This is a genomic window from Microbacterium sp. CJ77 (genome assembly GCF_002911615.1).
GTDB lineage: Bacteria > Actinomycetota > Actinomycetes > Actinomycetales > Microbacteriaceae > Microbacterium.
The window spans coordinates 105,249-130,744 of record NZ_PQBR01000022.1 but is presented as its reverse complement, the minus strand read 5'-3'; the positions used below and the strand labels follow the sequence as shown (position 1 = coordinate 130,744).

Sequence of the window (25,496 nt, the reverse complement as noted above, 5' to 3'; positions counted from 1 at the left end):
CTTCGATGAGATTCCTCCGGGCCACGCAACGCGCCCAGTAGCCCGTCCAGCCTCGCAGAAGGCGTTCGGTGCGTCAAGGAACACTGAACGCCTGGACAGTTCTACGACAGCAGGACGCTATTCTCGGAGTGAATCGCCCCGGGTGTCGTGGAGGGTCTGAAATCCCGAGAGGATGAGGACTATGCCAGCTTTGAGGAAGTATCCGCCGGAGTTGCGGGAGCGAGCGATGAGGCTCGTGCAGGAGGCGCGTAAGGAGGATCCGGAGTTGTCTGTGAATCAGGCAGTGATCCGGATCGGGCAGCGCGTCGGGGTCAACCCGGACACACTGCGCGGATGGGTCAAGCAGGCTCAAATCGACGCGGGTGATCGCCCGGGGACGACGTCGGATGACGGCCAGCGCATCAAGGCGTTGGAGGCGGAGAACCGTGAGCTGAAGCGGGCGAACGAGATCCTGTTGGCGGCGTCGAGTTTCTTCGCGCGGGAGCTCGACCCGCGACTGCCGTGGTAGTTCAGTTCATCGATGATCATCGTGACCGGTTCGGGGTCGAGCCGATCTGCCGCGTGCTCACTGAGCACGGGGTCAAGATCGCCCCGTCGGGTTACTACGCATTCAAGAAGAGGTCAGTCTCGGCAAGAGCGGTCTCCGACGCCGAGCTGGTGGTGCAGATCGAGCGGGTGTTCTGGGACCGCAAGCTCGGCCGCGGAATCAGCGGCGCCCGCAAGATCTGGCGGCTGCTGCGCCGAGAAGGCATCGTCGTCGCCCGCTGCACTGTCGAGCGTCTCATGCGCCGGCAGGGCCTGCGCGGCATCCGCCGGGGTAAGCAGTTCATCACCACCCGCCCCGATACCTCGGCGCCGCGGGCGGAAGATCACGTGAGGCGCGAGTTTCACGCGGCCCGGCCCAACGAGCTCTGGGTGGTCGACTTCACATATGTTCCGACGTGGTCGGGTATGGCGTTCACCGCGTTCGTCACCGACGTGTTCTCCCGCCGCATCGTGGGCTGGAGGACGATGTCGAAGATGCCCACCGACCTGCCCCTGGACGCCCTGGAGATGGCGTTGTGGATCCGAGACCGCGCTGGCGAGGACGTCACCGGCGTCATTCAACACTCGGACGCCGGGACTCAATACACCGCGTTGCGCTACACGGAGCGGCTCGCGGAAGTCGGCGCGATCGCGTCGATCGGGACCGTCGGTGACAGCTACGACTGTGAGAGTGTCGAGTACCTCCTGGCGGCCTGACTCTTGCTGACGACTGACCTCGAAGTCTGGGTGTCCTTGCTGTTGATCTGTCGTCCGTCAGGAGGCGCATCACCCTCGTGGTGCTGGCCGGGCGGGCGTGACCTCATAGGAGCCTGATCGCAACAGTCCCATCACAGTCCCGTCCACCCGACCGGCCAGTGTCACTCACCCTGTCCTGATCTGGTTGGAGCGAGCACTATGAGCATGCAGCAAGTCCCCTCTCACCGTCGAGTCGTTGTCGGCGTCGACACTCACAAACACGTCCACGTCGCCGTCGCGATCGATGAGCTCGGCGCGGTCCTGGATCGCCGATCTTTCGCGGCGGATTCCGGTGGCTACGGCCAGCTGATCGACTGGGGCGAATCGTTCGGCGGGAAACTCACCTTCGGGATCGAAGGCACCGGTTCCTATGGTGCAGGCCTGGCCGGCGCAGTGCGCCGTCGTGGAATCGGGACGCTGGAGGTGATGAGAACGGACCGTCGCGACAGGCGACTACGAGGCAAGTCCGACACCATCGATGCCGAGAACGCAGCCAGGGCAGTCCTCGCGGGCCTGGCGACGGCCATCCCGAAGTCAGCCGATGGAACAGTGGAGATGATCCGTCAGATCAAGGTCGCCAAGGACGTCGCCGTCAAGGCGAGAACATCCGCGATGATCAGCCTCAAGCAGGTCATCGTGAACGCCCCCGACGATCTGCGTCAGGAGCTGCAACCGCTATCGAAGATGGCGCTCATCCATCGCTGCGCGGCGCTTCGTCCGGGCCAGGTGACCACAATCATCGCGTCGACCAAGCACACGTTACGATCGATCGCCCGTCGCTGGGAAGTACTGGATGCCGAGATCTCCGGGCATGAGAAGCTCCTGGCAGAGCTGACCGCGCAGATCGCTCCCGACCTCGCGAAAGCCTTTGCGGTCGGTCCTGACACCGCGGCCGAGATGCTGATCGTTGCCGGCGACAATCCGGAACGGATCCGTTCGGAGGCCGCGTTCGCCCGGCTCTGCGGTGTCGCCCCGATCCCTGCATCGTCAGGGATGACCACCCGACACCGGCTCAATCGGGGCGGTCACCGGCAAGCAAACGCCGCACTCTACCGTGTCGTCATCGTTCGCATGCAGCACCACGAACCCACTAAGGCCTACGTCGCCCGCCGGATCACCGGAAGGAAAGACGAAGTCCGAGATCATCCGGTGTCTGAAACGTCTTCTCGCCCGCGAACTCTGGGCCGCGATGCGCCCCATCCGCGAAGCCCGACCACCCCTCCAAATCGCGGCTTGACAGATATAGGAGCATCAACGCCCTCGCCGAGAGCGTCGTCGGCCTCTACAAGACCGAGTGCGTGAAGATCGACGGCCCGTTCCGCAGCGCCGACGACCTGGAACTGGCCACGCTGTCCTGGGTGCACTGGTTCAACGAGAACCGACTGCACTCCTCGATCGGATACCTCACACCCATCGAGAAAGAGAACGAGTACTACCGTGAGATCAACTCCCAGCACCAGCCGGCGCTGGGAGAACTCGCCCTCCACTAAACCCGGGGCGATTCAGAGTGTGGACACCGCCAACCAGCCCGAACCGCCGAAGTCCGGAAGCGACACTCAATACCTTCCGTCTTCCGCACCTGTGATCGAACCGACCAGAGATGGAGGAGGAGACATGAAGGAGCAACTGGGCCGACGACTCCGCGCAACACGTGAAGAGCAGAAGCTGAGTCTGCGTGCGGTTGCCTCAGCGATAGGGGTCTCCCCGAGCATGCTCTCGCAAGTAGAAACTGGGAAGATCCATCCTTCCGTCACGACGCTGTACGCACTTGTGTCGCACCTCAACGTATCCCTGGACGAGCTGCTGGGGATCGTCCCGTCGGATGCCGCGCCGACCGCTGCGCTGCGGGAGATTCAGCGCCTCGGAGTACAACGCGCAGAGGCGAATCCCACCATCGAGATGGAAAACGGTGTCACCTGGGAGCGACTCGCGAATGCCGGGCACCGTGGGGTCGATCCGCTGATTATGACGTATGAGCCGGGTGCATCCAGTTCAGCCGAAGGCAAGCTCATGCGACATTCTGGGACCGAGTACGGGTATCTGATAGAGGGTGAGTTGACGCTCCTCCTCGATTTCGACTCGTTCACATTGCATGTGGGTGACTCAATATGCTTCGACTCGCACCGTCCGCACCTGTACCGCAACGACACGGACCGGGCGGCTCGTGGGATCTGGTTCGTGACAGGGCCGCTGGGCGAGAGTCCTCTACAGTTCGACGGGCAGCCGGCACCCGCGCACATCAATCGACTGCAATCCGTGCGTCAGGTTCTGCGCCAGGACGACACGATAATCCCACCGCGGGCCTGAGGGGGATTTGAGTACCACTTCACAATTGGATCCATGTATGATCGTTCTGACTGAACAGATCTAGGGAGCTCTCGAGTACGTCGACGCGGCGGACGGTCCTCCCTCTCACCTTCTGAGGAGTGGACATGGCCAACGGACGAATCACTCACAATCCAGCGCCCGTCATCCCGGGTATCGCCGACAGTGTCAAGGTCAGCGCCGGGGACTTGCTATTCGTATCGGGCGCGGTGGGCTTCGAAGAGGACGGCTCGGTGCCCGCGGACTTCGCGCGCGCGATCGAACTCACCTACCTTGAGCTCGAACGCGCTCTCAAGGCGGGCGGTGCGTCATTCGATGACCTCGTCCGCGTCAATGTCTACATCACCGAACTGGATCAGGAGAAGCTGGGGATCTGGCGGGACACGCGCGACCGGGTTGTCAGAGTCGACGAGCCGTCTGCGAGCACCGTGATCGGGGTGTACTCGCTCTTCAAGGGCGCCTCCATCGAGATTGACGCGATCGCTGCAATCTGATGAAGAACACCGGAACAACAGGAACCAATGCGGTCGACTGGGAAGCGCGTGTTGACTTCGAGCGACTACGGGATGCGCGCTTAAGAAGGCTGAAGGAGCAACTCAATCGATCCGATTTGGGCGCAGTCTTGGCCTTCGACTTCTCGAACATCCGCTATATGAGCGCGACGCATATCGGCACGTGGGCGATGGACAAGTTGATCCGGTTCGCCCTACTCACCCGTAACACCGATCCGATCGTGTGGGACTTCGGTTCGGCGGCCAAGCACCACGCACTGTACAACCCCTGGTTGGACGTAACGACATCCGAAATGGACGCGGACCCACACGCGCCCCACGAGGGCGCCAAGCGGCCACGACTGGAGTCAGGCGCACGAGCGGGTCTTTCGACGCTGCGAGGCGCCTTCCCGCCGGACGCCGAGATGGCGACCGATCTGGCAAAGAAGATCAAGCGCGAACTCGAGAAGTTCGGACTCGCCCACGCGCCCCTCGGGGTCGACGTGATCGAGCTTCCTGTGCTGATCGCCCTGCAGAAGGAGGGCATCGAGGTCGTCGACGGCCAGCAGGTGTTCATGGAGGCGCGGCGCATCAAAACACCCGACGAGATTCGCTTGCTCACCCAGGCTGCATCGATGGTCGATGCCGCATACGAGGAGCTACACCGGTTCCTACGTCCTGGCGTGAGGGAGAACGAGGCCGTCGGGGTGGTCGCAAAGACGCTTTATGACCTTGGCTCGGAGTACGTCGAGGGAGTCAACGCAATCTCGGGTGAGCGCTGCTCGCCGCATCCGCACGTCTTCTCGGACAGGCTCATCAGGCCCGGCGACCCGGCGTTCTTCGACATCCTGCACAGTTGGAACGGCTACCGCACGTGTTACTACCGCACATTCGCTGTGGGCTCCGCCTCAAGCAAGCAGCGCGACGCCTACACACGTGCTCGGGAGTATATGGACCGCGCGATCGCCCTCGTGAAGCCAGGGGCGACGACGGCCGACATCGTGGCAGTGTGGCCCGAGGCACAGGAGTTCGGCTTCGCCAACGAGATGGAAGCCTTCGCCTTGCAGTACGGGCATGGCGTAGGGCTGTCGATCTGGGAGAAGCCAATCTTCTCACGGTTGACCTCGTTCGATCATCCAGAGACGATCGAGGAGGGCATGGTGTTTGCGCTGGAGACCTACTGGCCTTCAGCGGATGGGTGGGGAGCCGCGCGGATCGAGGAGGAGCTTGTCGTCACCGCCGATGGATGCGAAGTCATCACCAAGTTCCCTGCGGAGGAGCTCATCGTCGCCGGCCGTCAGTACTACACGATCGATGGTCCACTCAACACCAATCGTGATAGTCAGTCGCACCTGAACACGACATGGGGACGCGGTCAGTCGTGACGACTCTCGGTTTTCTCGGAGTCGGCGCGATGGGGTCAAAGATCGCGGCTCGACTCATCGCCGCAGGAAACAGTGTGTTGGTCTGGAACAGATCCCCCGGCCCCCTCGCAGATCTCGTGGCCATCGGTGCTGTGCCGGTGGCGACGCCGTCTGAGGCGCTCGCTGCAGATATATCCTTCAGCATGCTCGCCAACGATCAGGCTGCAGAAGAGGTTCTGAACGATGGAACGACAAGAACGGGCCGCATCCATGTGAATCTGGCCTCGATCAGCCCGACAGCGGCTGACCAACTCACGGGAAGATTCGCCGCGGCCGGCGCGGGATATGTGTCCAGCCCCGTTCTCGGTCGCCCGTCCGCGGCAGCCGCAGGGCAGCTGCACCTGCTCGCCGCGGGTGCCAGCGACCACATCGACGCGGTGTTGCCTCATCTGAATCAGATAGGCAAACGAGTCTGGCGGATCGGGCAAGTCCCCTCCGACGCGAATGCGGTCAAGGTCGCGGTCAATTACAACCTCATCCACGTGTTGCAGGCTCTAGGCGAATCGGTCACGATGGTCGAAAGGCGCGGCGTCGATCCCTCAGTGTTCGTCGAGTTGCTCACTAGCAGCCTCTTCGCCGGCGTGGCCTACACAGAGTACGGGCGAGAGATCGCCGCGCACAGACACACGCCGCCGGCCTTTTCGATGGCGCTCGGGTACAAAGACCTCGGCCTGGCTCGAGACCTCGCCGAGGCCGGCGGCGTGAAGCCCGCCACGATGCCCGCCCTGTTCTCGGTCTTCGAACGAGCCCTAGCCGATCCTGAGCTCGCGACATCCGACTGGGGCGCTATCGCAGAAGTCACGAGACGAAACCTACTGTGATGCGTTACCCGAATTGCAGAGGGATGCTCCCGGATGTCAGGGAGCAGTCGTCCAATCAAAGGAGAGATCGTGACTGATCGTACGGTGCTCATTGCTGGGAGTTCGAGCGGGATTGGGCTGGAACTAGCAAAGGACCTCGTGGCCAGCGGTGACCGTGTCATCGTGACCAGCCGAAGTAGACAGACAGCTGAATCTGTCGCGGCCGAGCTCGGCCCCTTGGCGCACGGAATCGCCCTGGACCTGTCCGAGCCGGAAGGCATCGCTGCGCAACTGGACGGCATCGGCCGCCTTAATGGAATCGTGCTCAGCGCGATCGAGCGCGATGCGAATACCATCCGTGACTACAACCTCGCTCGTGCGAGGAGACTCATCACCCTTAAACTGATTGGCTACGCCGAAACCGTCCACACACTCGTTGACCGCATCGAGCCGTCAGTGGACTCCGGTATCGTCCTGTTTGGGGGCCGCGCCAAGGACGCACCGTACCCGGGATCCACCACAGTGTCCACGGTCAATGGCGGCATCGATGGGCTAATGAACACCTTGGCGCATGAGCTTGCACCCATCCGGGTCAACGCTCTCCATCCGGGGATAATCGGCGACAGCCCCTTCTGGGCTTCGCGACCTGAAGCGGTTGCAGCATACGAAAGCCGGACCCCCGGTGGGAAGCTCGCAGAACTTCACGACGTCATCGACGCCGTGAAGTTCCTCCTGTTCAACCGGGGTGTCTCCGCGCACAGCCTTAACGTCGACCGTGGCTGGCGCATCGGCTAACATGCCCCCGTTGTTCAGGGCAGGACGAACCTATTCGAGAGTCGAAAGAAGCAAATCACGGGTCATGCCTCATTACGATGTCGTCATTCTCGGCGCGGGCCCCGGCGGGTACGTCGCAGCCGTCCGCAGCGCTCAGCTCGGCCTCTCGGTCGCCATCATCGAGGAGAAGTACTGGGGCGGTGTGTGCCTGAACGTCGGGTGCATCCCCTCCAAGGCGCTCCTGCGCAACGCCGACCTGGCCCACGTCTTCCACCACCAGGCCGAGCTGTTCGGCATCTCCGGTGACGTGACGTTCGACTTCGGCACCGCGTGGGACCGCAGCCGCACGGTGGCCGAGACGCATGTCAAGGGCATCCACTTCCTCATGAAGAAGAACAAGGTGACCGAGTACGAGGGTCGCGGTTCGTTCGTGGACGCGCACACGATCACCGTCGCGAAGGCCGACGGCTCCACCGAGCAGCTCACCTTCGACAACGCGATCATCTCGACCGGCTCCAAGGTGCGCCTGCTTCCCGGCGTCACGCTGAGCGACAACGTCGTGACGTACGAGGAGCAGATCCTCACGCGCGAGCTGCCGCGCTCGATCGTCATCGTCGGTGCCGGCGCGATCGGCATGGAGTTCGCCTTCGTCATGGTCAACTACGGCGTCAAGGTCACGATCATCGAGTTCCTCGACCGGGCGCTCCCGAACGAGGACGTCGACGTCTCCAAGGAGATCGCGCGCCAGTACAAGAAGTACGGCGTCGACATCCTCACCTCCACCAAGGTCGAGACCGTCGTGGACTCGGGCGACAAGGTCACCGTCACCTACACGCCCAAGGACGGCGCGCCCGCGTCGATCGAGGCCGACAAGGTGCTCATGTCGATCGGCTTCGCCGCGAACGTCGAGGGCTTCGGCCTGGAGAACACCGGCGTGAAGCTCACCGACCGCGGTGCGATCGACATCGACGACTACATGCGCACCAATGTCCCCGGCATCTACGCCATCGGCGACGTCACGGCCAAGCTGCAGCTCGCCCACGTGGCCGAGGCGCAGGGCGTCGTGGCCGCCGAGACCATCGGCAAGGCCGAGACCCAGACGCTGGGCGACTACCGGATGATGCCCCGCGCGACGTTCTGCTCGCCGCAGGTCGCCTCGTTCGGACTCACCGAGCAGCAGGCGCGCGACGCCGGCTACGACGTCAAGGTCGCGAAGTTCCCGTTCAGCGCGAACGGCAAGGCGAACGGCCTCGGCGAGCCCATCGGCTTCGTCAAGCTCATCGCCGACGGCGAGCACCTCGAGCTGCTCGGTGGCCACCTGATCGGCCCCGACGTCTCCGAGCTGCTCCCCGAGCTCACGCTCGCGCAGAAGTGGGACCTCACGGCCCTCGAAGCGGCCCGCAACGTGCACACGCACCCGACGCTGTCCGAAGCCGTGCAGGAAGCCTTCCACGGCCTCGCCGGCCACATGATCAACATGTGACCGAAGAGTGGCAGCCATCGCCAAAGCATGACATCCCTGAGCGCACGTTCTATGCGGGCGCGGGGGGTGGACACTCCGATGCGCTTGCGGGAGTCAATCTGGTCCGCCGCTTGAGGCACGGCAACGGGCTGTGTGGGTGGCCCCCCAGGCAGCCGACTGCGTCGGGGAGGTCTTGTCTTTGACGTCTTCAAGACCGAGTCGGGGTGGCATCTACATCACGCGTACGGCTGGGAGCGTTGGATATGCAGCGGAGCGGGGCGAGAGTACAGTGACTCTCACCCCGCTCCTGTTGGTTCAGGTCAGCGGATCACTCCGGTGCCGGCGTACGAGGCCGGTACTGCTGTCGGGCCCGTAGCGTCTGCTGCGGGCCTTTCAGCTTTTGGGGTGCGGTCCACCTCGACGCTGGAGAACTTGAGGGACGCGCCGACGTTGTCCGCGACGATGTCGCGGGTTTCGCGGGTCTGCCCGGTTTCCTTGTCGGTGTAGGTCCCGAACCGCAGGTCCCCGGCGACGATCACGCTGTCGCCTTTGCGGAGCGAGTCGGCGATATGCCGGGACTGTTGGTTGAACGCGACGACCCGATGGAACACGGTGCCGGCGTCTTCCCACCGGTTCGTGGTCTCGTTGAGGCGCCGGTCGTTGACCGCGACGGTGAAGCGGGCATACTCGTTGCCTGATTCGCCGGTGCCGTGTTCGGGGTCGCCGGTGAGGTTCCCCTCGATGGTGACCGGGATCTTGGTGGTCATCTCTGCTTCCTTTCATTGGTGAGACGCCCGGGTGGGGTCTCAGTGGGCGTGGGCCTGGCAGGTCCACGCGTCCCATTCCTGCTCGTTCGTGTTCCAGGAGCGGGGTTTTGCGGGGTCGTGTCCGCGTGCGCATCCTCCGAAGTACGCGCGGGATAGTCGGGGGATGGCGAGGCTGAGGCGTTCGTGGAACCCGATCGGCCCGAACCCGGTATCGGACCGGTCGAACGCGGCCGTGTGCGCGGCGTGCAGGGCGGAGAGTTCCTCGACGAGATGCCCGTGCTGGTACCAGCACGGCGGAACCACGGACTCGGAGATCCGATACCGAACCGTGAACCATTCCACCCACGCCCGCAACGCCTGCCATTCAGTGCGGGCATCCCGATCGGTCAGGGTGCGCCAGTCCACGACGTGCCCGCCGATCGGGGCGGAGCCGGCGTAACGGATGTCGGGTTCGAGCTCGGTTAGGTCCGCGGCGATCGCATCGTCCAGATCGATGGGGTCTTCGTAGTCATTCATGACGGGCTCCCGTCAGGGGATTGCAGAGCGGGGCGGAGGCGTTCCAGGGCGAGGCGGGTGGCGTCTCGGCGGGTGCGGTTGCGGGAGAGGACCACGTCGCGGTCGATGAGGCGGTGCAGCAGGTCATGGCAGTACGCGTGCAACGGGATGAGGTCCTCATGCGCCTCGAGCGCCTTGTACCGCCCCTGGATGATCGTCACCCCGGTGTAGTCAAGGTGGTGCAACTGCAGCTGCCTTTTCGACGCGGGACGACCGCAGGCCGCGCAGACCAGTGGCCACCCGAGCGCTGCCTGTTGGGTGAACCAGCGGTCCCGGCGGGCGAACCAGGCCGGGGAGCGGAGGAACCCGGACCGGTACAGGTTCATGATCGGGGGTTTGCGGTGGTTGCTCATTCGTCGATCACCGCCTCCGTTGCATCCGCCCGGGAGGGGGCGGACGGGCGTCGTGTCTCGAACACGTCGCGTTGCTCTTGCTCGGTCTGGTGTTTGCCGGTTTGGATGGTGGCGGCGTCGCGGCGTTCGTCCCACCCGGTGAGTTCCAGCAGCACGCTGCGCCGGTTGCGGTAGGCGAGCAGCCCGGTGCTGGGCGGGAGACGCCGGATCTCATCCACCGACATCAGGGGGCGGCGTTCGTGGTGCTCGTTGGTGGAATGCCCGGCATCCCGTGTCGTCCAGGACCGTAGCGTGCGCTGGGTGTCGCGGGTGCCGAGCAGGGATTCGATGTCGCGGAGGTGGTTCACGTGGCTGGCCCCGCCGAGGAGCACTTTCGCGGTCGCGGCGGCCCAGATCGTGTCGGCCTCCGCCCGGGACCAGGATGTCTCGGCTTGGGAGAGAGCCTGCAGGACGATGAAGGTGCAGATTCCGCGGCCGCCGCCGTCGGCCATGATGCGGGGCAGGTTCCCCCATCGGAACATGTTCGCGATCTCGTCGAGGATGAGTCCGAGCGGGTGGGTCAGGCGGGAGCCGGGGGAGGCGAGCGCCGTGGTGCGGGCGACTTCGACGATGTCATCCAGGAGAGCGCTGAGCCATCCGCCCATCGCCGATGCCCCCGACGAGGACCCGATCAAGTACAGGGTGTTCGCGGCGTTGAGGAATTCGCGCGGGTCGAACGTCGGGTCGCCGGGGTGTGGGAGCAGGGTGTCGCGGATCTGCGGGACGGCGAGCGGGGCGACGGCGCCGTGCACGCCGAACCAGATGGAGGAGACGAGTTTTTCGTCCCCGCTGATGGTGGCGTCGAGGCTGTCTCCCCACCCGGGTGTGCCGTCGGCTTTGAGGATGTCGACCGCGTCTCGCGTTTGGGCGGGGCTGGTGCCCCAGTCGTAGAGTTCCGCGATCGACTTCCCGCCGACGGCGGCGGCGTGCAGCAGCCGGCCTAGGACGACACCGGAGGCTTGGGCCCATTCCCCGTTTGTGGTCGAGGCGCCCAGGGCGGTGCCGGTGATGATCGCGGTCCCGCGTTGCATCGCTACCAGGGGGTTCTCGCAGCCGACGATCGGGGAGACCCGGAGCGGGTGACGGATGCCGGAGAGCCCTTGCGGGTCGAACACGTGCACGTTTCCGCGCGCCTGCCGCATCCGCATCGTCGCGGTGAGGTTGTCGTTTGTGGTCGATGTGGTGATCAGTGGTCCTGACCAGTCCACGATCGCCGAGATCAACACCCGATACCCCTTCCCGGACCGGGGCGGCCCCTCGAGGGCGACGGAGTCTTCGATGGAGACGTATACGTCTTGGCCGCGGGCGCGCCCGACCCGCCACCCGACGTCGGTGGGCGTGGGTCGGGCCAGGTCGGGGCGGAGTTGCTGGGCGCGGCGCAGCACGGCGCGGGCGGAGAGGTGGTCGCGGATTTCGGAGGTGCTGGCGAATCCGGTCCGGGTGCGGAGGTCCGCGATGAATGCCCGGTCCGATTCCCGGTACCGGCGCACCGCCCTCACCAGCCACACGGCGAGCCCGGCGACGAGGAGGACGGCGGCCACGTCGGCGACTCGAATCCACTCAACCGGCAGGACGCACCCGGCGGGGATTGCGTACCCGGCCGGGTTGCCGGTGATCGCCAGCCCGAGGCCGGCAAACAGGTTGCCCGGTGTGGGGCGGGTGCCGCAGACACGCCCCGTGATCGCCTCGGCGAGGAACCCGAACGCGACGGCCAGGATCACCCCGCCTGCGATGGTGATCGCGACCGTCTTCCCCAGCACACCCTGCGACATGGCCAACCCTCGCTTTCAGAGTGCCTCGGCGGCCGCGGCGGCCGCGCCCAGCCAGGCGTCTCGGGTGCGCCGGTGCAAGGCGTCGAAGCGGAGTTGCCCGGCTTTGAGGGCGGGATCGAACGGGACGATCTGGACGGCGCGGACGTGCGGGGCGAACCCGTCCGCGATCCGACGGGCCACGGTCAGAGCAGGTTCGGATTGGGTGACGATGACGACGGCATTCGCGGCCAGTGCCGCGGAACGCTCGTCACGCCCATGGAGCGCGTCCAGGAGGAGGGCGGCGGATTCGGCGGACTCGGGGGTTGCGAGGGTGGGGATCACGAGTTGGTAGGAGGAGTCGATCATCCGCAGCCACCGTTCGGCGGACTCATCGTTGCCGGAGTCGAAGATCACGAGCCGGTAGTAGCGGGCGGCGACCTGCATCAGCAAGTCGAACTCGGCCGCTTGGATGCGTTGATCGGTGGCGAGCAGTTCTGGGTTGGAGCGGAGGACGTCGTACCGGTCGGTGGCCTGGTGGTGCACGAACCGGGTGATGTCGGACACTCCTGCGGACGGGCTGAGGAGGGTGGGGGCGGCGGGGAGTAGGTCGCGGAGGGTGGTGTCGTAGAGGCCTTGTTCGGTGCGCCAGCCGAGGGTGCCGCGGGTGTCGTTGTTGTCCCAGGCGAGGACCTGCCCGCTGCCTTCCCTTGCGTAGACGGCGGCGAGCATCGCGCACGTCATCGTCTTACCGACGCCGCCTTTGCCGTTCGCGACGGCGATCGTGCGGCATCCCGCCCACTGCCGCGATACGGTCGCCGTCCACGCGGCCCGCTCGCGCTGTGCCGCCGAGGGGCGCACGGTGATTCCGAGGCGGGCGAGCGCGCCCCGCCACCAGGCAGAAGCGGCGGGAGTGTCGATGGTGGAGGTGAGGAAGGTGGGGCGTGTGGGGGACTCCACAGCCGGCAGCGGTCCTGCGCGGAGGCCATCCGGCCGTGGAGTCTGTTCCCTCACCTCCTTTCCCTGCCCCCTGTTGTGGGCGTCGTCGGAACTGCTCGTGGAGTCGGATGCGGTGGTGACAGGGGTGACCGGGGTGAGGGCCCCATCGGTGCCGATGAGGAGGTGGTGGTCGCCGCGGTCGCCGGAGGTGACCAGTTCGACCGGGGTTCCGGTGCGGCGGGCCTCGTCGGTGGCGCGGCGCAGGATCGTGTGCCGGATGTCTTCGCCCCCGGTGGCGGTGATCGGTTCGGTGTGCCCGTCGAGCGTGACGAAGGTGGCGTGGGGGCCGGTCACGGTCGCATAGGTGCGGGGGTGGGTGACGGTGCTCATGATCAGAGCTCCTCTGTGAGGTCGCGGGTATCGGGGAGGAGCCACCCGTCCAGGCTGGTTTCCGGGGTGGGGTCGGGACCGGGCCAGTAGGTGTCGAGCGTGGTGGGGTCGATCAGCCGGAGCTCGGCGTCGTTGTGGTCGGCGGGGGTGACGGCGTCGTCGGTGGCGAACAGGTCGTACTGAAGCGCCCCAGGTTTGATGCCGCATCCTTTTGAGTTGGAAGGATGTATGTCATGCCGAAGAAGATCGATCCTGCCCTGCGTGAGCGCGCTGTCCGGCTGGTGCGTGAGCATCGTTCGGAGTATCCCTCGTTGACGGCCGCGTCAGCGGCCGTTGCCCGCCAGGTCGGCGTGGGCCACGAGTCGGTGCGCCGGTGGGTGCTGCAAGCCGATATCGACGACGGCACCCGCGACGGGATCACCAGCGTCGAGCATGCCGAGATCAAGCGGCTCAAGGCCGAGAACAGTCGTCTGCGGGAGGATGTCGCGATCCTGAGAGCTGCGACGACTTTCTTCGCGGGGGAACTCGACCCCCGCAACCGTTGATGCTGGGCTTCATTGACACGATGAGAGCCGAAGGTCACGCGGTCGAGTCGATCATCCGGGTCCTGCAAGCGCAGGGCGTGAAGATCGCCGCGCGCACCTACCGAGCCCACCGGCAAGGCATCGTCGCAGTGCGGACGATCACGGACGCGCAGGTCCAGGACGCTGTCCGCGCCGCGGCATGGACCATTGTCGAACGCAACGGGACGATGCGTCGCGTGCTGACTCCCGAGGGCCTCTACGGGCGGCGGAAGATGACCGCGCTGATCCGCCGCACGTCGATCCCCGGCGCGTCGCGAGGCGCGGTCGACCGGGCCATGCGCTCGCTCGGGCTGTCGGGAATCCGTCGCGACAAGGGCACCCGCACTACGATCCCCGCCAAGGACGGGGTCCGTGCCGGCGACCTGCTGAACCGCGACTTCACCGCGCCCCGGCCGGATCACACCTGGGTGATGGACTTCACCTATTGCCGCACCTGGGCGGGCTGGGTCTACGTCGCCTTCATCGTCGATGTCTACTCGCAACGCATCGTGGCCTGGCACGCACAGACCACCAAGCACGTCGAGCTGGTGATGATCCCGCTGCGCATGGCCCTCTGGGAACGAGCGCGTGATGGGCACCCGGTCCAGCCCGAGCAGCTGCGGGCACATTCGGACGCCGGGTCTCAATACGTCTCGCTGGCCTACACCGAGAAGCTGGCGCTCGATGGCATCGCACCCTCGATCGGGTCCGTCGGCGACGCGTTCGATAACGCGCTGATGGAGACGATCAACGGGCTCTACAAGGCCGAGTGCATCCGCACGACCGTGTTCCACGACGGGCCGTATCGGACCATCGCAGACGTCGAATTCGCGACCGCCGGCTGGGTCAACTGGTACAACACTCGTAGGCTTCACTCGAGCCTCGGCTACGTCCCACCCGCCGAGTTCGAGCAAGCCCATTACGCGACCCTCAACCGAGAGCCGCAACCCGCATAGGAGCGGCACAAAACCTGGAGCGCTTCATACTCCCACGGGGTGGAGGTGGCGAAGCAGTCCACCAGGTAGGAGTACTGGCCGACGTAGGCGAGGAACTCGCCTTTACGCAGCAGCCGGGCCATCTCCACGTGCGGGGCGGGCAGGTTCAGCCGAGTGCGGAGGGCGGTTTGTTCTTGGTGGTTGACGCGGAAGATGAACTTGTTTTCGATGTCCCCGACGATCGAGTAGGCGAGGGATCGTTGTAGGGAGTCGGCGTCGCCGACCGCGTCCAGGTCGCCCATCTTGTGCAGGATCACGATGTTGCTGATCCCGTAATGCCTGCTGAGTTTGAGCCACTGTTGGAACATCTGCAGGGATGCCAGCGAGGTCATGTCCCGCCATCCTTCTTCACGCACCACGTAGCGGGTGCGGTGGGCGGCTCGGTCGCTGATGACGGCTTGGATCCACGCGGTGGAGCACACCTGGGTCAGTTGCGCGGCCAGGTCGCCGCGGGCGAACAGTTCGCTGGTGTCGGTGACCACGATGGGGGCGTCCTGGTCGAATGTGACGGTAGAGGCGTCTTCGAACAGGCCGGATAGATCGCCCTCGACGAACCTGCGCAGCACGAACCGGGGTTGGATGGCGCCGTCCGCGGCGTGGAAGGCGGCATCCGTGTCCGCGGCGAGATGCCCGAGTTGCTCGTAGACGCCGCGCAGCGTCGGCTGGTCGCCGGTGTGTTCGATACACCGGTCGAGGGCGTCGAGGATTGCGGCATGCTCGACCGCGGTCAGCCGAGACCCGAGGGTCATTTCGATGAGGGCGATCAGGGTGCCGATGCGGCGCTGCTTGACCATCTGCTCGTGCTGCTCATCGGTCGTGTCCGTCCGGCGGGGTCCGCGGTCGAGCGGGTTGAGGCGGGTACCGGTGCCGCCGCCGAGGCGGATCACCCGCCCACCGGGGATGGCTTCGGCCACGGCCACCCATTCGCCTTTCGGATCGGAGGGGACTACGACCTGGTGCCCGAACGCGATCGACCGGGTCACGAGGGTTTTCACGGTGGCGGATTTCCCACCCCGGTACGCACCGAGCACGAGGATGTTGGTGGAGAAGGTGCCGCGTTCGGTGGAGTCGACATACGCCTCCCACGGGGAGAAATGCCACAGCGCGTCCGCGTTCAAATCCACCCCCAGGATCGGGCCCCGGTGACCGAGCCCGGAGTCGGCTACGAACGGGTAGATCCCGGCGATGTGCTGCGAGGTGGCCTGATGGGCCGGGATGACCGCTTTCGCGAGATTCCAGTACCCGCCCTGCACCAGCCCCGGCCCGAACGGACCGGGCACCGCCGCCTCCGGGAGAGAACGGTCTTTCCTCGACGACCGTGCTGGCCTCTCGGGCGGTGCCCCTTGGGCGATCTGGCGGCGCAGTTCCTTCTTTTGCCGGCGGGTGAGGTCGGCGGGGGTGAAGGTGGCGGTGTGGCGGGCCATCACTTCATCCCCAACCCGATCGGCAGCGCGTTCACCATCAACGCTTCGGCCTGCTGGCAGTACAAGACCTGCGCCTCCATCCCGGCACGAGACAGCGCGTTGCGCATCCCGGCCAAGGCCTGGTCGAGGCGTTCCTCGTCGGGCGCGGTGATGGTGAGGTAGGCGCCGTAGTGGAACTCGCCGTGCCCGTTCGCGATCTCCTGCTCCTGCTGCTCCAGCGCGCGCCAGTCCGCGGCGTCCGCTGCCGACCCGTCCGCGCCCCGCTTCGCCCGCAGCGACTCGTTGCCCCGCCATACCTTCTTCTCCTCCCGGATCCGCTTCAACGCCTTCGACACCGGCACCGGCGTCAGCACGATGGACAGGATGTGGGTGATCGCCTCCCCGGTGTTCGGGTGCCGGGCGAACACGATCGGGGCGAGGAACCCGACGGGCGAGTCCGATCGCGGCCATTCGTGCACCCACAGGGTGGTGTGCACGCCCGAGTCGGTGACGACAATCCCGTTGCGGTGCGCGGGTTCGTCCAGATACATCGGCCCAATCGCCACCGGGTCCACCCCGGTCAGGGCATCGGGACGGTTCTGCACGACCGCCGCGAACTCCGGGTCGAACGCGAGCCGCCCCAGAGCGGCGACGTCGCGCGGGGTCAGCCAGCGGCGCACGGTGATCTTCGCCGCCGTCAGGGCGTCGGCGAGGTTGCCGGCTTCGATCTGCGCCAGGGCGAGAATCGCGTCCTGGCCACCGCCGAGCGCCTTCAGCTGTGAGCCGAGGACGACCAGGTCGAGGGTGAGGATCAGGTAGTTGCGGTGGGCGACCTCGAACCGTTCGGACCGGTCCATCACATCCTGATAGTTGTGCGCGACCGGGGAGTCCGGGTTGAGGTCTTGGACGCGGCGGACGGTGTCGTAGTGTTCCCGGGCGGCGCGGATCGTGGTCGGCAAGGTGCGTTCCTGCAACGTCACTCGCTTCACCCCCGGGCGTTGCGTGAACGGGCCCAGGACCCGGTCGAACTGCTCGGCCAGGTCGAACCGTTCCGGCAGGTCATGCATCAAAAACCCCTGCACCTCGAGCTCTGCGATCACGGACACGGACCGGTCGTGGGGGTTGTAGACGGCGCCGGCCTGGCCGGTGTCCCACAGCTGGATCGAGGCCCGCGTACCGGGAAGGTTCAGCGTCCCGGCCAGGCGTGGCCGTTCGGGGCGGAACGTGTGCGTGGTGGCGCCGCCGGCGTGCCGGACTTGCTTCATCAGCCACAGCCCGGCCATCCGCGGGGTAGAGACCCCGTGGATGCTGGTGAGCGCGGTCACGCCGAACCCGAGATACAGCGGCGCCCCATACAACAGCCCCAGCGGGCCGAACCTGTTCACGAACACCAGCAGGATCAGCGCCGCCGTGGCGAGGAAGGCGAGTTGCCAGGGGTCCATGCCCATCACGACGCCTTGCCGTGACCGGCGCGGCAACCGGACAGGGCGCGCGTACTCGGGTGTGGCGGTCATAACGATCTCCCATCCGTGGTCGGAGGTTGCGGCGACGTCGCCGGCGGACGTGACGGCGCGGGCTTCCCGGCACTACCGCTCGACCCAGGACCGCTCGACGGGGCGGTGCGGGTCTGGGCGGGAGAGAGCGCACCGCGCGGCGAATCCGCCGACGTCGAGCGTGTCGAGGCGGACCTCGGAGAGGGGCCGGTGGATGCGGACGAGCTGCCGGCCGGGCGCACACCGGAGGGTAGCCCGCCCAGGCGGGTGGGGATCTGTGCAGCGGAGCGGGCGGCGCCGGTGGCCATCCGCCCGCCGTGCGAGCCGAGACGGGACCCGACACCGTCGGCGGCGACCGCACCGGCGAAGCTGAACAGTCCGAAGATCGCGAACGGCGCGAACGCCACCAACACGAGCCCGACCAGCAGCGGCCAGGACTGCGGGTTCCAGATCGTCTTCACCCCGGCGAGGCCGTTGATGATGAGGGTCACGAACCCGATCGTGAGCGGCCCCGTCAGCAGCAGTACGATCACCGCGGATACATACCGGACCACCCATTGCGGTCCGATGCCGCGGACCGGGAACAGCATCCATGCAACCGGACCGACCATGATCAGCGCGGCCAGCACGATGTTGCGGAACGCGAACACCAGCATGAGCAGCAGCATCCCGAGCATAAGGAGGAAGTGGATGAGGAACGCGAAGAAGTAGTTCGCCTGTCCGCCCGCCCACATCACCGACTGCAACGTCGAGTACATGCTGGCGGGGCCCTCGCCGTTGAGGATGTACCAGGTCATCTCATCGACCGCGTTCAACAGATGTCCGGTCAGCCACAGCGTGATCGCGACTGCGGGGATCGCGATGAAGGACCGCACCAACGCTCCGACCAGTTCGGCCCGGTCGCCCGAGACGACCGCGGCGGCGATGGCCCACACCATCGCCCCGAACGTGATGATGAGGATCGCCCACTGCCAGAACGACCACTGATCGACCGCCGCCGTCCACAACAGGCTGCTGGTATCGAAGCGCATGTTCTCCGCGACGAGGAACATCATCCCGGTCGCCGCCAACGCCATCCCGCGACCGGCATTCTCGAACGTGACGCAGACGGCATCGCCAAGGCTGCACCCGTACTTCACAGTGAGCGCCTTGCCTCCGTCGGATTGGATCGCCCGCGCGTGCCCCTCGTAGGTCGTGCAGACCGTCGCCTTTTCGCCGCCCAGAGAGACGCCTATGAAGCACTGCTGAGGTGTGACGTTTCCTGGATCGGTCGGTGTGCAGGTGACTTGTCCGCTGGCGATCTGGCAGTCGACGGGATAGGCGGGAGCCGACCACGGTTCTCCGCCAACGACCTCCATCCGCACAGGGCTGGGGGCATGCGTCGTCATCGCTTGCGCGGCGGTGCCGGATCCCACGGTCAGCGCGATGCCCACGACGATGCCGAGACGGAGAACGCGCGACAGGTTCATCAGAAACCGAAGTCGAAGTTCACGAACCAGGCGAATAGACCGGATGCGGCGCCAAGCACGGCGGCGGCGATGAAGATCCAGAGGATGTTCTCGCCTGCCCAGGTGCGGACCCGGTCCGATGCCAACCCGCGGAATGCGAGGGCAGCGCCGGCGATGATCAACATGATCAGCACGACCAGCATCGCCCCGGCCAGGATGTAGGACGCGATGACTTGGAAGCCTTGGAAGAACGGGGCCGAGAAGTCGGGTTGGATGTCGGGGATGTCGACATTCCCGGGAGTGGTGCGCCTGGACATGATCGTGCTCCCTTGCTCGGTGGCCTACATCAGGGGGAGGCCGCGGGCGGCCATGAACGGCTCCGGGGCTACCGGAGTTCCGGAATCCCGGACTTCGAAATGCAGATGGCAGCCGAACGACTTCCCCGTGTTGCCTTCCGCGCCCAGCGGGGTACCGGCGGTGACCGCCTGCCCGACGGTGACGCGCAGCGAGTCCCACTGCATGTGGCCGTAGAGGGTGACGATCTCGCCGCCGTGGTCGATGCGGACCGCGTTGCCGTAGCCCTGATAGGAGCCGGCAGTGATCACTTCGCCGGGCCCGGCGGCGTAGACGGTGGCTCCACAGCCTTGGGCCATGTCGTAGCCCTGATGATCCGTGGAGCAGTAGCTGCATCCCTGCACCGGGTTGTACCCGAACCCGCGACCTTTGGAGTAGTCCCCGGCGAGCGGAAATCCCCACTCGCCGCTGACCGCTGGAGCGGCACCGGACCCAGCCGAGGTGGTGCTGACGATGCTGCCCGCGACGGCGAACGGGACGGCGATCAGCGGCGTCAGCAGGAACGCGACCGCTAGGAGGGCAGCGAGGCTCGCCCCGATCAGGATCTTCCGGCCAGTCCTCGTGTTGAGGGCTGCGGCGGCGACCATCGGGGCTCCCATGTCAGAGCTCCAACGGCTCCGTGAAGTAGCGGACCACCTTGCAATCCCCAGCCTGTTGCGCCGACTCGAGTGTCGGCACCGATGCCGGCCCGCAGAGCACCTGGACGCTCACCCGCACCGGTTCCTCGTACGCCGTCTCCCCTCCGTCGCCATCTGACCGGGTGAACGTCAACGTCACGTCCGAAGTGCCGATCGACATGTCACCGGATGCGTCATCGCTGACGGCAACGTAGATGACGTCCCCACTCGTCTTCGCTACGACGCGGCCATCCTCGCGGGCGAGCGAGTCCCACTCCTCCTGAGGAAGGACAACACCCGTCCGCAACTCGACCTGCGCGTCGTCTACCGATGACTGTTGGTCGGCTTCCGACGTGTAGCGGGTGTCTGGCGTGAACCAGCTGTCGAGGTAGTCCAACCATTCTTCGCGGGTGCTCAATGTGGTGTCGAACGTGGAAGCCGCTTCGAGCGCGGCCGGGATATAGGTCTCGGGGTCAGTTGTGATCGGCTCCGGTACCCATCCACGCTCAGAGACCGCAGGATCCACGAACTCACCGCCCGCTGATTCCGTTCCACCCGGGCTCGGAGTATTCGAGTTTCCGCCGGGGCTACCGGTAGGGGATGGGGAGGAGAGGGTGGAGCTGACGATGATCGCGACAATTCCGGCGATCAGGACGAGGCCGCCGATGATCGCCCACGCGAGTCCGCGCCGCCCTGAAGCCTGATTTGTCGTCATTGGTCAGCCCTCCTGATCTTGCAGGATGGCCACCGTGCACGGGGAGAACGGCTCGAGCGACGGTCGCCGTGGCGGCATCTTACGCATCCGGGGGCAGCACGGAAAAGGAACCGACCCAAGGTTGTGGACAACTCGGCACAAATGCGTGCGTGTGGACACCTCGCGACAGAGCCGAGTTGGGTGAGCGAATTTTAGGCCGTGAATGAGCGAGTCGTCTGTAGGAAGTTTGGGGGACAAGGCTGCGAGCGCCGCGTTCGACCGCGGTGCCTGTGGCTTGCTCAACCCGACCATGACCACACGGTATAGCAGTGTTGTCTTCGAGTAAACCCCTAAGTCGTATTGTTTGCTGGACGTGTGCACGGTCGGTGCAGCAGAATGGACCTCATGCCTCGTATCGCTCAGCCAGCGGGTTCCGAGGGTTCCGAGGAGCCGATCGCGCTTCTCGGGAGCCTCGTCAAAGCAGCGGTCCTGCGATACCTGCGATCGAACCCGGACGTCACCGCCGGCCCCATCTGCGACGCACTTGAACTTGGTGCGTCGACGATCAAGCCGATCCTCGACGAGCTCGCAGCGGCCGGCCTCGTCATCGCCGACCCACCCCCGGTAGAGGGGCAGTCCCGGAGAGGGATCTGGATCAAGTACCGCGTGAACGACGAGGCCGTCACCGACCTCTACCTCCGGTTGGGAATGGCGATCGGCGAGTTCTGAGCGGCCGCTCGCCGGTTCGCACCTTCCGGAGATCTGGGCGCTCTTGGGGATCGCGACGAGATAGCGTGCCAGGACAGCGCCGCGTTGTGCGAAGCGGGGCGATCGGGGGCTTGTCGATTCGGATCCGAAGGCGGCGGCGGCGGACGTGCTGGTCGATTGAGATCAATCGGCGAAACACAACCGCCGCAAGCGTCAACCCTGCGGGGGCATCGGGCTTGAGCCACGTGAGACCGTGTCGTCGCAGCGACCGCGACCGCGACACCGTCCGTCGGGTAGCTACGCATGCGCCAAGTCACGTCGATTGCCACGCGCTCGGGTCGATGCCATGCGGCCCTCCTGGTCGTTGATGGTGTCCTTCTACGGGTCTGAGTGTGAGTCAGCTGCGCCTTCGCCATGCGGCGGCTTGGGGATCTGACTATGAGACTGCAGTTCGCGCAGGAGGAATCGGCTGGGCAAGCCCAGGCTGACGTCCTCAGCATTCTCGATCACTCGGCTCTCGACCAGGCGGTCGACAATGGCTGGATCGCCGAGTACACACCCCAGGAGGCGGACGCCCTTCCGGCGGAATACGCACGCGCGGGCTACTACTACGCCGTCCAGAGCGTCACCTCGCCGGTCATCGCATACAACACAGACAAGGTCACGCCTGAAGAGGTCGAAAAGCTCCAGGCCGACCCGATGGGCTTCCTCGAGAGCAAGGGCCTCACCGATCGTGTCGGCGTGGTCGCCCCTCAGGCTGGCCAGCAGCTGCAGGCGTACTGGTACCTCTACTCGGATGGTCCTGCGGCCGAAGACTTCGGCTGGGATGGTCTGGGCGGCATCGCGGCCAATACTGGCGCCATCTCGGATACCGTGACGATCGCGCAGAACGTCATCCAAGGTGAAGTCGACTTCGGGCTGCCGCTCGCCGACAGCTACGTGATCTCGCTGATTACCGGCAGCGGCGCCCCGCTCGGCTTCGTCTACCCAGACCCGACTGTCGCGGTCATGTCCGCTCTTGCGGTCGTCGAGAACGCGCCCCACCCGAACGCCGCGCGGCTGTTCTCTGAATGGGCCGCCTCCGCCGACGGTGTCAGCGCGTGGGCGGTGGGTGCGAACAACGCCCCGATGCGCAGCGACGTCGAGGACCCTCGTACCTACCTCGACGAGCCCTGGTTCTCGCCGAAGACGGACGACGTCTGGAGCGACTTCGGTTCGGATCCCGAATTCCTCGAGGCCATGACAGCCGATGGCTGGTACTTCCCGAAGTGGAACGAGACGTTCGGCTACTCAGGATGAGCACACGCGACCACACCATGACCACGACCGAAGCGAAGGAACATTGATGAGTACCAGAACACGTAGGGTCCTATGCGCAGCGATCCTCACCGCGGCCGCGATCGGCCTCGCGGCATGCTCGTCGGGGCCTGCAACACCGGTGAGCTCATCGTCGGGCGACGCGTTCGATTTGGCGACCCTGACGGCAGCGGCCAAGGCCGAGGGCAGCCTCACGATCTACGGTGATGCCTCCGAGGCCAGCCTCCGAGGGTGGGCCGACAAGTTCACCGAGGAGTACGGCATCCAGGTGTTCATCGTGCGCAACACTCCAGGCCCGCTGTTTCAGCAGTTCGCCCAGGAAGCATCGGCTGGGCAGCAACAGGCCGACGTCATCAGTATCGTCGACCATGTTGCACTGGACCAGGGCATCGAGAATGGCTGGATCGCGGAGTACACACCTCAGTATGCGGATCAGTATCCCGAGTCCGAGAGCCGGGCGGGGTACTACTATCCGGTCCAGAACGGCAACGCCCAGACGATCGCGTACAACGCCGACAGCCTTTCAGACGATGAGATCGAACTCATTCAGGAGAAGGGACTTGACGCGCTGACCGACCCGATCTTCGCGGGCCGCGTCGGTGTCGTCAACCCGCAGATCTCCTCGGGCGTCCAGGCGTTCTGGTACCTGTACACGGACGGTGCAGCGAAGGGTTTCGGCTGGGATGGTATGGAGGGCATCGCCAAGAACGTCGGCATGATCTCCGACACCCTGACCCTGGGCCAGAACATGATTCAGGGCGAGATCGATATCGCGGTGCCGATGGTCGACTCCTTCATCTCGTCGCAGATCGCCAACAACGGTGCCCCGCTCGAGTACGTCTATGCGACACCGACCATCGGTCAGACCGATGGTGTGGCCGTCGTGCAGAATGCGCCCCACCCGAACGCAGCACGTCTGTTCTTGGAGTGGGCTGCTGAAGCGCCCCAGGTTTGATGCCGCATCCTTTTGAGTTGGAAGGATGTATGTCATGCCGAAGAAGATCGATCCTGCCCTGCGTGAGCGCGCTGTCCGGCTGGTGCGTGAGCATCGTTCGGAGTATCCCTCGTTGACGGCCGCGTCAGCGGCCGTTGCCCGCCAGGTCGGCGTGGGCCACGAGTCGGTGCGCCGGTGGGTGCTGCAAGCCGATATCGACGACGGCACCCGCGACGGGATCACCAGCGTCGAGCATGCCGAGATCAAGCGGCTCAAGGCCGAGAACAGTCGTCTGCGGGAGGATGTCGCGATCCTGAGAGCTGCGACGACTTTCTTCGCGGGGGAACTCGACCCCCGCAACCGTTGATGCTGGGCTTCATTGACACGATGAGAGCCGAAGGTCACGCGGTCGAGTCGATCATCCGGGTCCTGCAAGCGCAGGGCGTGAAGATCGCCGCGCGCACCTACCGAGCCCACCGGCAAGGCATCGTCGCAGTGCGGACGATCACGGACGCGCAGGTCCAGGACGCTGTCCGCGCCGCGGCATGGACCATTGTCGAACGCAACGGGACGATGCGTCGCGTGCTGACTCCCGAGGGCCTCTACGGGCGGCGGAAGATGACCGCGCTGATCCGCCGCACGTCGATCCCCGGCGCGTCGCGAGGCGCGGTCGACCGGGCCATGCGCTCGCTCGGGCTGTCGGGAATCCGTCGCGACAAGGGCACCCGCACTACGATCCCCGCCAAGGACGGGGTCCGTGCCGGCGACCTGCTGAACCGCGACTTCACCGCGCCCCGGCCGGATCACACCTGGGTGATGGACTTCACCTATTGCCGCACCTGGGCGGGCTGGGTCTACGTCGCCTTCATCGTCGATGTCTACTCGCAACGCATCGTGGCCTGGCACGCACAGACCACCAAGCACGTCGAGCTGGTGATGATCCCGCTGCGCATGGCCCTCTGGGAACGAGCGCGTGATGGGCACCCGGTCCAGCCCGAGCAGCTGCGGGCACATTCGGACGCCGGGTCTCAATACGTCTCGCTGGCCTACACCGAGAAGCTGGCGCTCGATGGCATCGCACCCTCGATCGGGTCCGTCGGCGACGCGTTCGATAACGCGCTGATGGAGACGATCAACGGGCTCTACAAGGCCGAGTGCATCCGCACGACCGTGTTCCACGACGGGCCGTATCGGACCATCGCAGACGTCGAATTCGCGACCGCCGGCTGGGTCAACTGGTACAACACTCGTAGGCTTCACTCGAGCCTCGGCTACGTCCCACCCGCCGAGTTCGAGCAAGCCCATTACGCGACCCTCAACCGAGAGCCGCAACCCGCATAGGAGCGGCACAAAACCTGGAGCGCTTCATCCTCTCCCCGAGACGAACGCGTTCTACTCGACGATCTCGCAGTCCGCTCCGACCAACGTGAAAGCGACTGATTCTCGCAAGATCGTGAATGAGGCATGGTATGCGCCGGCCGGAGATGACACGTGGTTCGACTTCGGCAGCGACGAAGCGTTCCTGACGGCGATGAAGGCCGACGGCTCCTACTTCCCGAAGTGGAACGAGACCTTCGGATACTCCGGATGAATGTGACGGTCGGCGAACACGCGATGAACAT

28 protein-coding genes and 1 other annotated feature are annotated in these 25,496 nt (G+C 65.5%); of the genes, 16 read left to right on the top strand and 12 right to left on the bottom strand.

Annotated elements, in window-relative coordinates; translation table 11 throughout:
- Window positions 1-172 precede the first annotated feature (172 nt).
- From C2868_RS11740 to lpdA, 10 genes are all read left to right on the top strand, one after another.
- Window positions 173-508 (top strand): transposase, encoded by a 336-nt coding sequence (locus tag C2868_RS11740; RefSeq protein ID WP_081766483.1) that lies wholly within the window; start codon window positions 173-175, stop codon window positions 506-508.
- Window positions 467-594, top strand: a sequence feature (AL1L pseudoknot). (Overlaps the previous gene by 42 nt.)
- Window positions 502-1,242: an IS3 family transposase gene (locus C2868_RS11735; protein ID WP_100813226.1), complete on the top strand. Its 741-nt coding sequence runs from the start codon at window positions 502-504 to the stop codon at window positions 1,240-1,242. It overlaps the preceding feature by 93 nt. The genes C2868_RS11740 and C2868_RS11735 overlap by 7 nt, the downstream gene beginning before the upstream one ends.
- Window positions 1,243-1,440: 198 nt before the next feature.
- Window positions 1,441-2,583: a transposase gene (locus C2868_RS11730; RefSeq protein ID WP_219811478.1), complete on the top strand. Its 1,143-nt coding sequence runs from the start codon at window positions 1,441-1,443 to the stop codon at window positions 2,581-2,583.
- Entirely contained in the window at window positions 2,580-2,771 is a 192-nt protein-coding gene (locus C2868_RS11725) for an integrase core domain-containing protein (RefSeq protein WP_157811269.1), read from the top strand. Before C2868_RS11730 ends, C2868_RS11725 begins: the two co-directional genes overlap by 4 nt.
- A gap of 124 nt (window positions 2,772-2,895) precedes the next feature.
- Window positions 2,896-3,588: a helix-turn-helix domain-containing protein gene (locus tag C2868_RS11720; protein WP_051513791.1), complete on the top strand. Its 693-nt coding sequence runs from the start codon at window positions 2,896-2,898 to the stop codon at window positions 3,586-3,588.
- Window positions 3,589-3,713: 125 nt separating this feature from the next.
- Complete coding sequence (locus C2868_RS11715) at window positions 3,714-4,100, top strand: RidA family protein (protein ID WP_051513789.1); 387 nt, start codon at window positions 3,714-3,716, stop codon at window positions 4,098-4,100.
- Window positions 4,100-5,482, top strand: coding sequence for a Xaa-Pro peptidase family protein (locus tag C2868_RS11710; RefSeq protein ID WP_036300216.1), 1,383 nt, complete (start codon window positions 4,100-4,102; stop codon window positions 5,480-5,482). The genes C2868_RS11715 and C2868_RS11710 overlap by 1 nt, the downstream gene beginning before the upstream one ends.
- Complete coding sequence (locus tag C2868_RS11705; RefSeq protein ID WP_036300214.1) at window positions 5,479-6,342, top strand: NAD(P)-dependent oxidoreductase; 864 nt, start codon at window positions 5,479-5,481, stop codon at window positions 6,340-6,342. The genes C2868_RS11710 and C2868_RS11705 overlap by 4 nt, the downstream gene beginning before the upstream one ends.
- A 69-nt stretch (window positions 6,343-6,411) precedes the next feature.
- The gene (locus C2868_RS11700) at window positions 6,412-7,116 is read left to right on the top strand and encodes an SDR family NAD(P)-dependent oxidoreductase (RefSeq protein WP_036300211.1); all 705 of its coding nucleotides are present in this window, start codon (window positions 6,412-6,414) and stop codon (window positions 7,114-7,116) included.
- Window positions 7,117-7,180: 64 nt separating this feature from the next.
- Window positions 7,181-8,578: a dihydrolipoyl dehydrogenase gene (gene lpdA, locus C2868_RS11695; RefSeq protein WP_056216905.1), complete on the top strand. Its 1,398-nt coding sequence runs from the start codon at window positions 7,181-7,183 to the stop codon at window positions 8,576-8,578.
- 299 nt (window positions 8,579-8,877) lie between these two features.
- On the opposite strand, the gene C2868_RS11690 is transcribed toward lpdA, so the two are convergent.
- The 6 genes from C2868_RS11690 to C2868_RS11665 are packed head-to-tail and all read right to left on the bottom strand — an operon-like array spanning window position 8,878 to window position 13,641.
- Window positions 8,878-9,324: a single-stranded DNA-binding protein gene (locus C2868_RS11690; RefSeq protein WP_069696852.1), complete on the bottom strand. Its 447-nt coding sequence runs from the start codon at window positions 9,322-9,324 to the stop codon at window positions 8,878-8,880.
- Window positions 9,325-9,363: 39 nt separating this feature from the next.
- Complete coding sequence (locus tag C2868_RS11685; protein WP_051513879.1) at window positions 9,364-9,840, bottom strand: hypothetical protein; 477 nt, start codon at window positions 9,838-9,840, stop codon at window positions 9,364-9,366.
- Entirely contained in the window at window positions 9,837-10,232 is a 396-nt protein-coding gene (locus tag C2868_RS11680) for an HNH endonuclease signature motif containing protein (protein WP_036300578.1), read from the bottom strand. Before C2868_RS11680 ends, C2868_RS11685 begins: the two co-directional genes overlap by 4 nt.
- Entirely contained in the window at window positions 10,229-12,043 is a 1,815-nt protein-coding gene (locus C2868_RS11675; RefSeq protein WP_103663395.1) for a type IV secretory system conjugative DNA transfer family protein, read from the bottom strand. Before C2868_RS11675 ends, C2868_RS11680 begins: the two co-directional genes overlap by 4 nt.
- A 15-nt stretch (window positions 12,044-12,058) precedes the next feature.
- Window positions 12,059-13,348 (bottom strand): ParA family protein, encoded by a 1,290-nt coding sequence (locus tag C2868_RS11670; RefSeq protein ID WP_036300576.1) that lies wholly within the window; start codon window positions 13,346-13,348, stop codon window positions 12,059-12,061.
- A gap of 2 nt (window positions 13,349-13,350) precedes the next feature.
- Window positions 13,351-13,641: a hypothetical protein gene (locus C2868_RS11665; RefSeq protein ID WP_103663394.1), complete on the bottom strand. Its 291-nt coding sequence runs from the start codon at window positions 13,639-13,641 to the stop codon at window positions 13,351-13,353.
- Between C2868_RS11665 and C2868_RS11660 the strand changes: the two genes are divergently transcribed.
- Window positions 13,582-14,867 (top strand): IS3 family transposase gene (locus C2868_RS11660; protein ID WP_103663393.1). Its coding sequence is split into 2 segments (ribosomal slippage): window positions 13,582-13,855 and window positions 13,855-14,867, totalling 1,287 coding nucleotides; the frame shifts between segments, so codons are not numbered across the junction. The genes C2868_RS11665 and C2868_RS11660 overlap by 60 nt on opposite strands.
- Here C2868_RS11660 and C2868_RS11655 read toward each other — a convergent pair.
- The 6 genes from C2868_RS11655 to C2868_RS11630 are packed head-to-tail and all read right to left on the bottom strand — an operon-like array spanning window position 14,831 to window position 20,936.
- The gene (locus C2868_RS11655) at window positions 14,831-16,330 is read right to left on the bottom strand and encodes a hypothetical protein (RefSeq protein ID WP_146048053.1); all 1,500 of its coding nucleotides are present in this window, start codon (window positions 16,328-16,330) and stop codon (window positions 14,831-14,833) included. The two genes, C2868_RS11660 and C2868_RS11655, sit on opposite strands and share 37 nt — an antisense overlap.
- Window positions 16,330-17,823: an SCO6880 family protein gene (locus C2868_RS11650; protein ID WP_036300538.1), complete on the bottom strand. Its 1,494-nt coding sequence runs from the start codon at window positions 17,821-17,823 to the stop codon at window positions 16,330-16,332. Before C2868_RS11650 ends, C2868_RS11655 begins: the two co-directional genes overlap by 1 nt.
- Window positions 17,820-19,271, bottom strand: a complete 1,452-nt coding sequence (locus C2868_RS11645) for a hypothetical protein (protein WP_036300537.1) — start codon at window positions 19,269-19,271, stop codon at window positions 17,820-17,822. The genes C2868_RS11650 and C2868_RS11645 overlap by 4 nt, the downstream gene beginning before the upstream one ends.
- A complete protein-coding gene (locus tag C2868_RS11640; protein WP_036300536.1) occupies window positions 19,271-19,567 on the bottom strand; it encodes a hypothetical protein in 297 nt (98 codons plus the stop codon). Before C2868_RS11640 ends, C2868_RS11645 begins: the two co-directional genes overlap by 1 nt.
- A gap of 24 nt (window positions 19,568-19,591) precedes the next feature.
- A complete protein-coding gene (locus C2868_RS11635) occupies window positions 19,592-20,191 on the bottom strand; it encodes a M23 family metallopeptidase (protein WP_181003459.1) in 600 nt (199 codons plus the stop codon).
- A gap of 13 nt (window positions 20,192-20,204) precedes the next feature.
- Window positions 20,205-20,936: a hypothetical protein gene (locus C2868_RS11630; RefSeq protein WP_036300535.1), complete on the bottom strand. Its 732-nt coding sequence runs from the start codon at window positions 20,934-20,936 to the stop codon at window positions 20,205-20,207.
- A 384-nt stretch (window positions 20,937-21,320) separates the two neighbouring features.
- Between C2868_RS11630 and C2868_RS11625 the strand changes: the two genes are divergently transcribed.
- The 5 genes from C2868_RS11625 to C2868_RS17455 all read left to right on the top strand — a co-directional run bounded on the left by C2868_RS11625 (window position 21,321) and on the right by C2868_RS17455 (window position 25,465).
- Window positions 21,321-21,644 (top strand): helix-turn-helix transcriptional regulator, encoded by a 324-nt coding sequence (locus tag C2868_RS11625; protein ID WP_100813230.1) that lies wholly within the window; start codon window positions 21,321-21,323, stop codon window positions 21,642-21,644.
- A gap of 417 nt (window positions 21,645-22,061) precedes the next feature.
- Window positions 22,062-22,922, top strand: a complete 861-nt coding sequence (locus C2868_RS11620; RefSeq protein WP_036300533.1) for an ABC transporter substrate-binding protein — start codon at window positions 22,062-22,064, stop codon at window positions 22,920-22,922.
- A gap of 46 nt (window positions 22,923-22,968) precedes the next feature.
- Window positions 22,969-23,895, top strand: a complete 927-nt coding sequence (locus C2868_RS11615) for an ABC transporter substrate-binding protein (protein ID WP_181003458.1) — start codon at window positions 22,969-22,971, stop codon at window positions 23,893-23,895.
- A 34-nt stretch (window positions 23,896-23,929) separates the two neighbouring features.
- Window positions 23,930-25,215, top strand: a protein-coding gene (locus C2868_RS11610; RefSeq protein WP_103663393.1) for an IS3 family transposase whose coding sequence is annotated in 2 segments (ribosomal slippage) — window positions 23,930-24,203 and window positions 24,203-25,215 — 1,287 coding nt in all. Because the reading frame shifts where the segments join, the coding sequence is not laid out codon by codon here.
- Window positions 25,216-25,327: 112 nt separating this feature from the next.
- A complete protein-coding gene (locus C2868_RS17455; RefSeq protein ID WP_181003457.1) occupies window positions 25,328-25,465 on the top strand; it encodes a hypothetical protein in 138 nt (45 codons plus the stop codon).
- Window positions 25,466-25,496 lie beyond the last annotated feature (31 nt).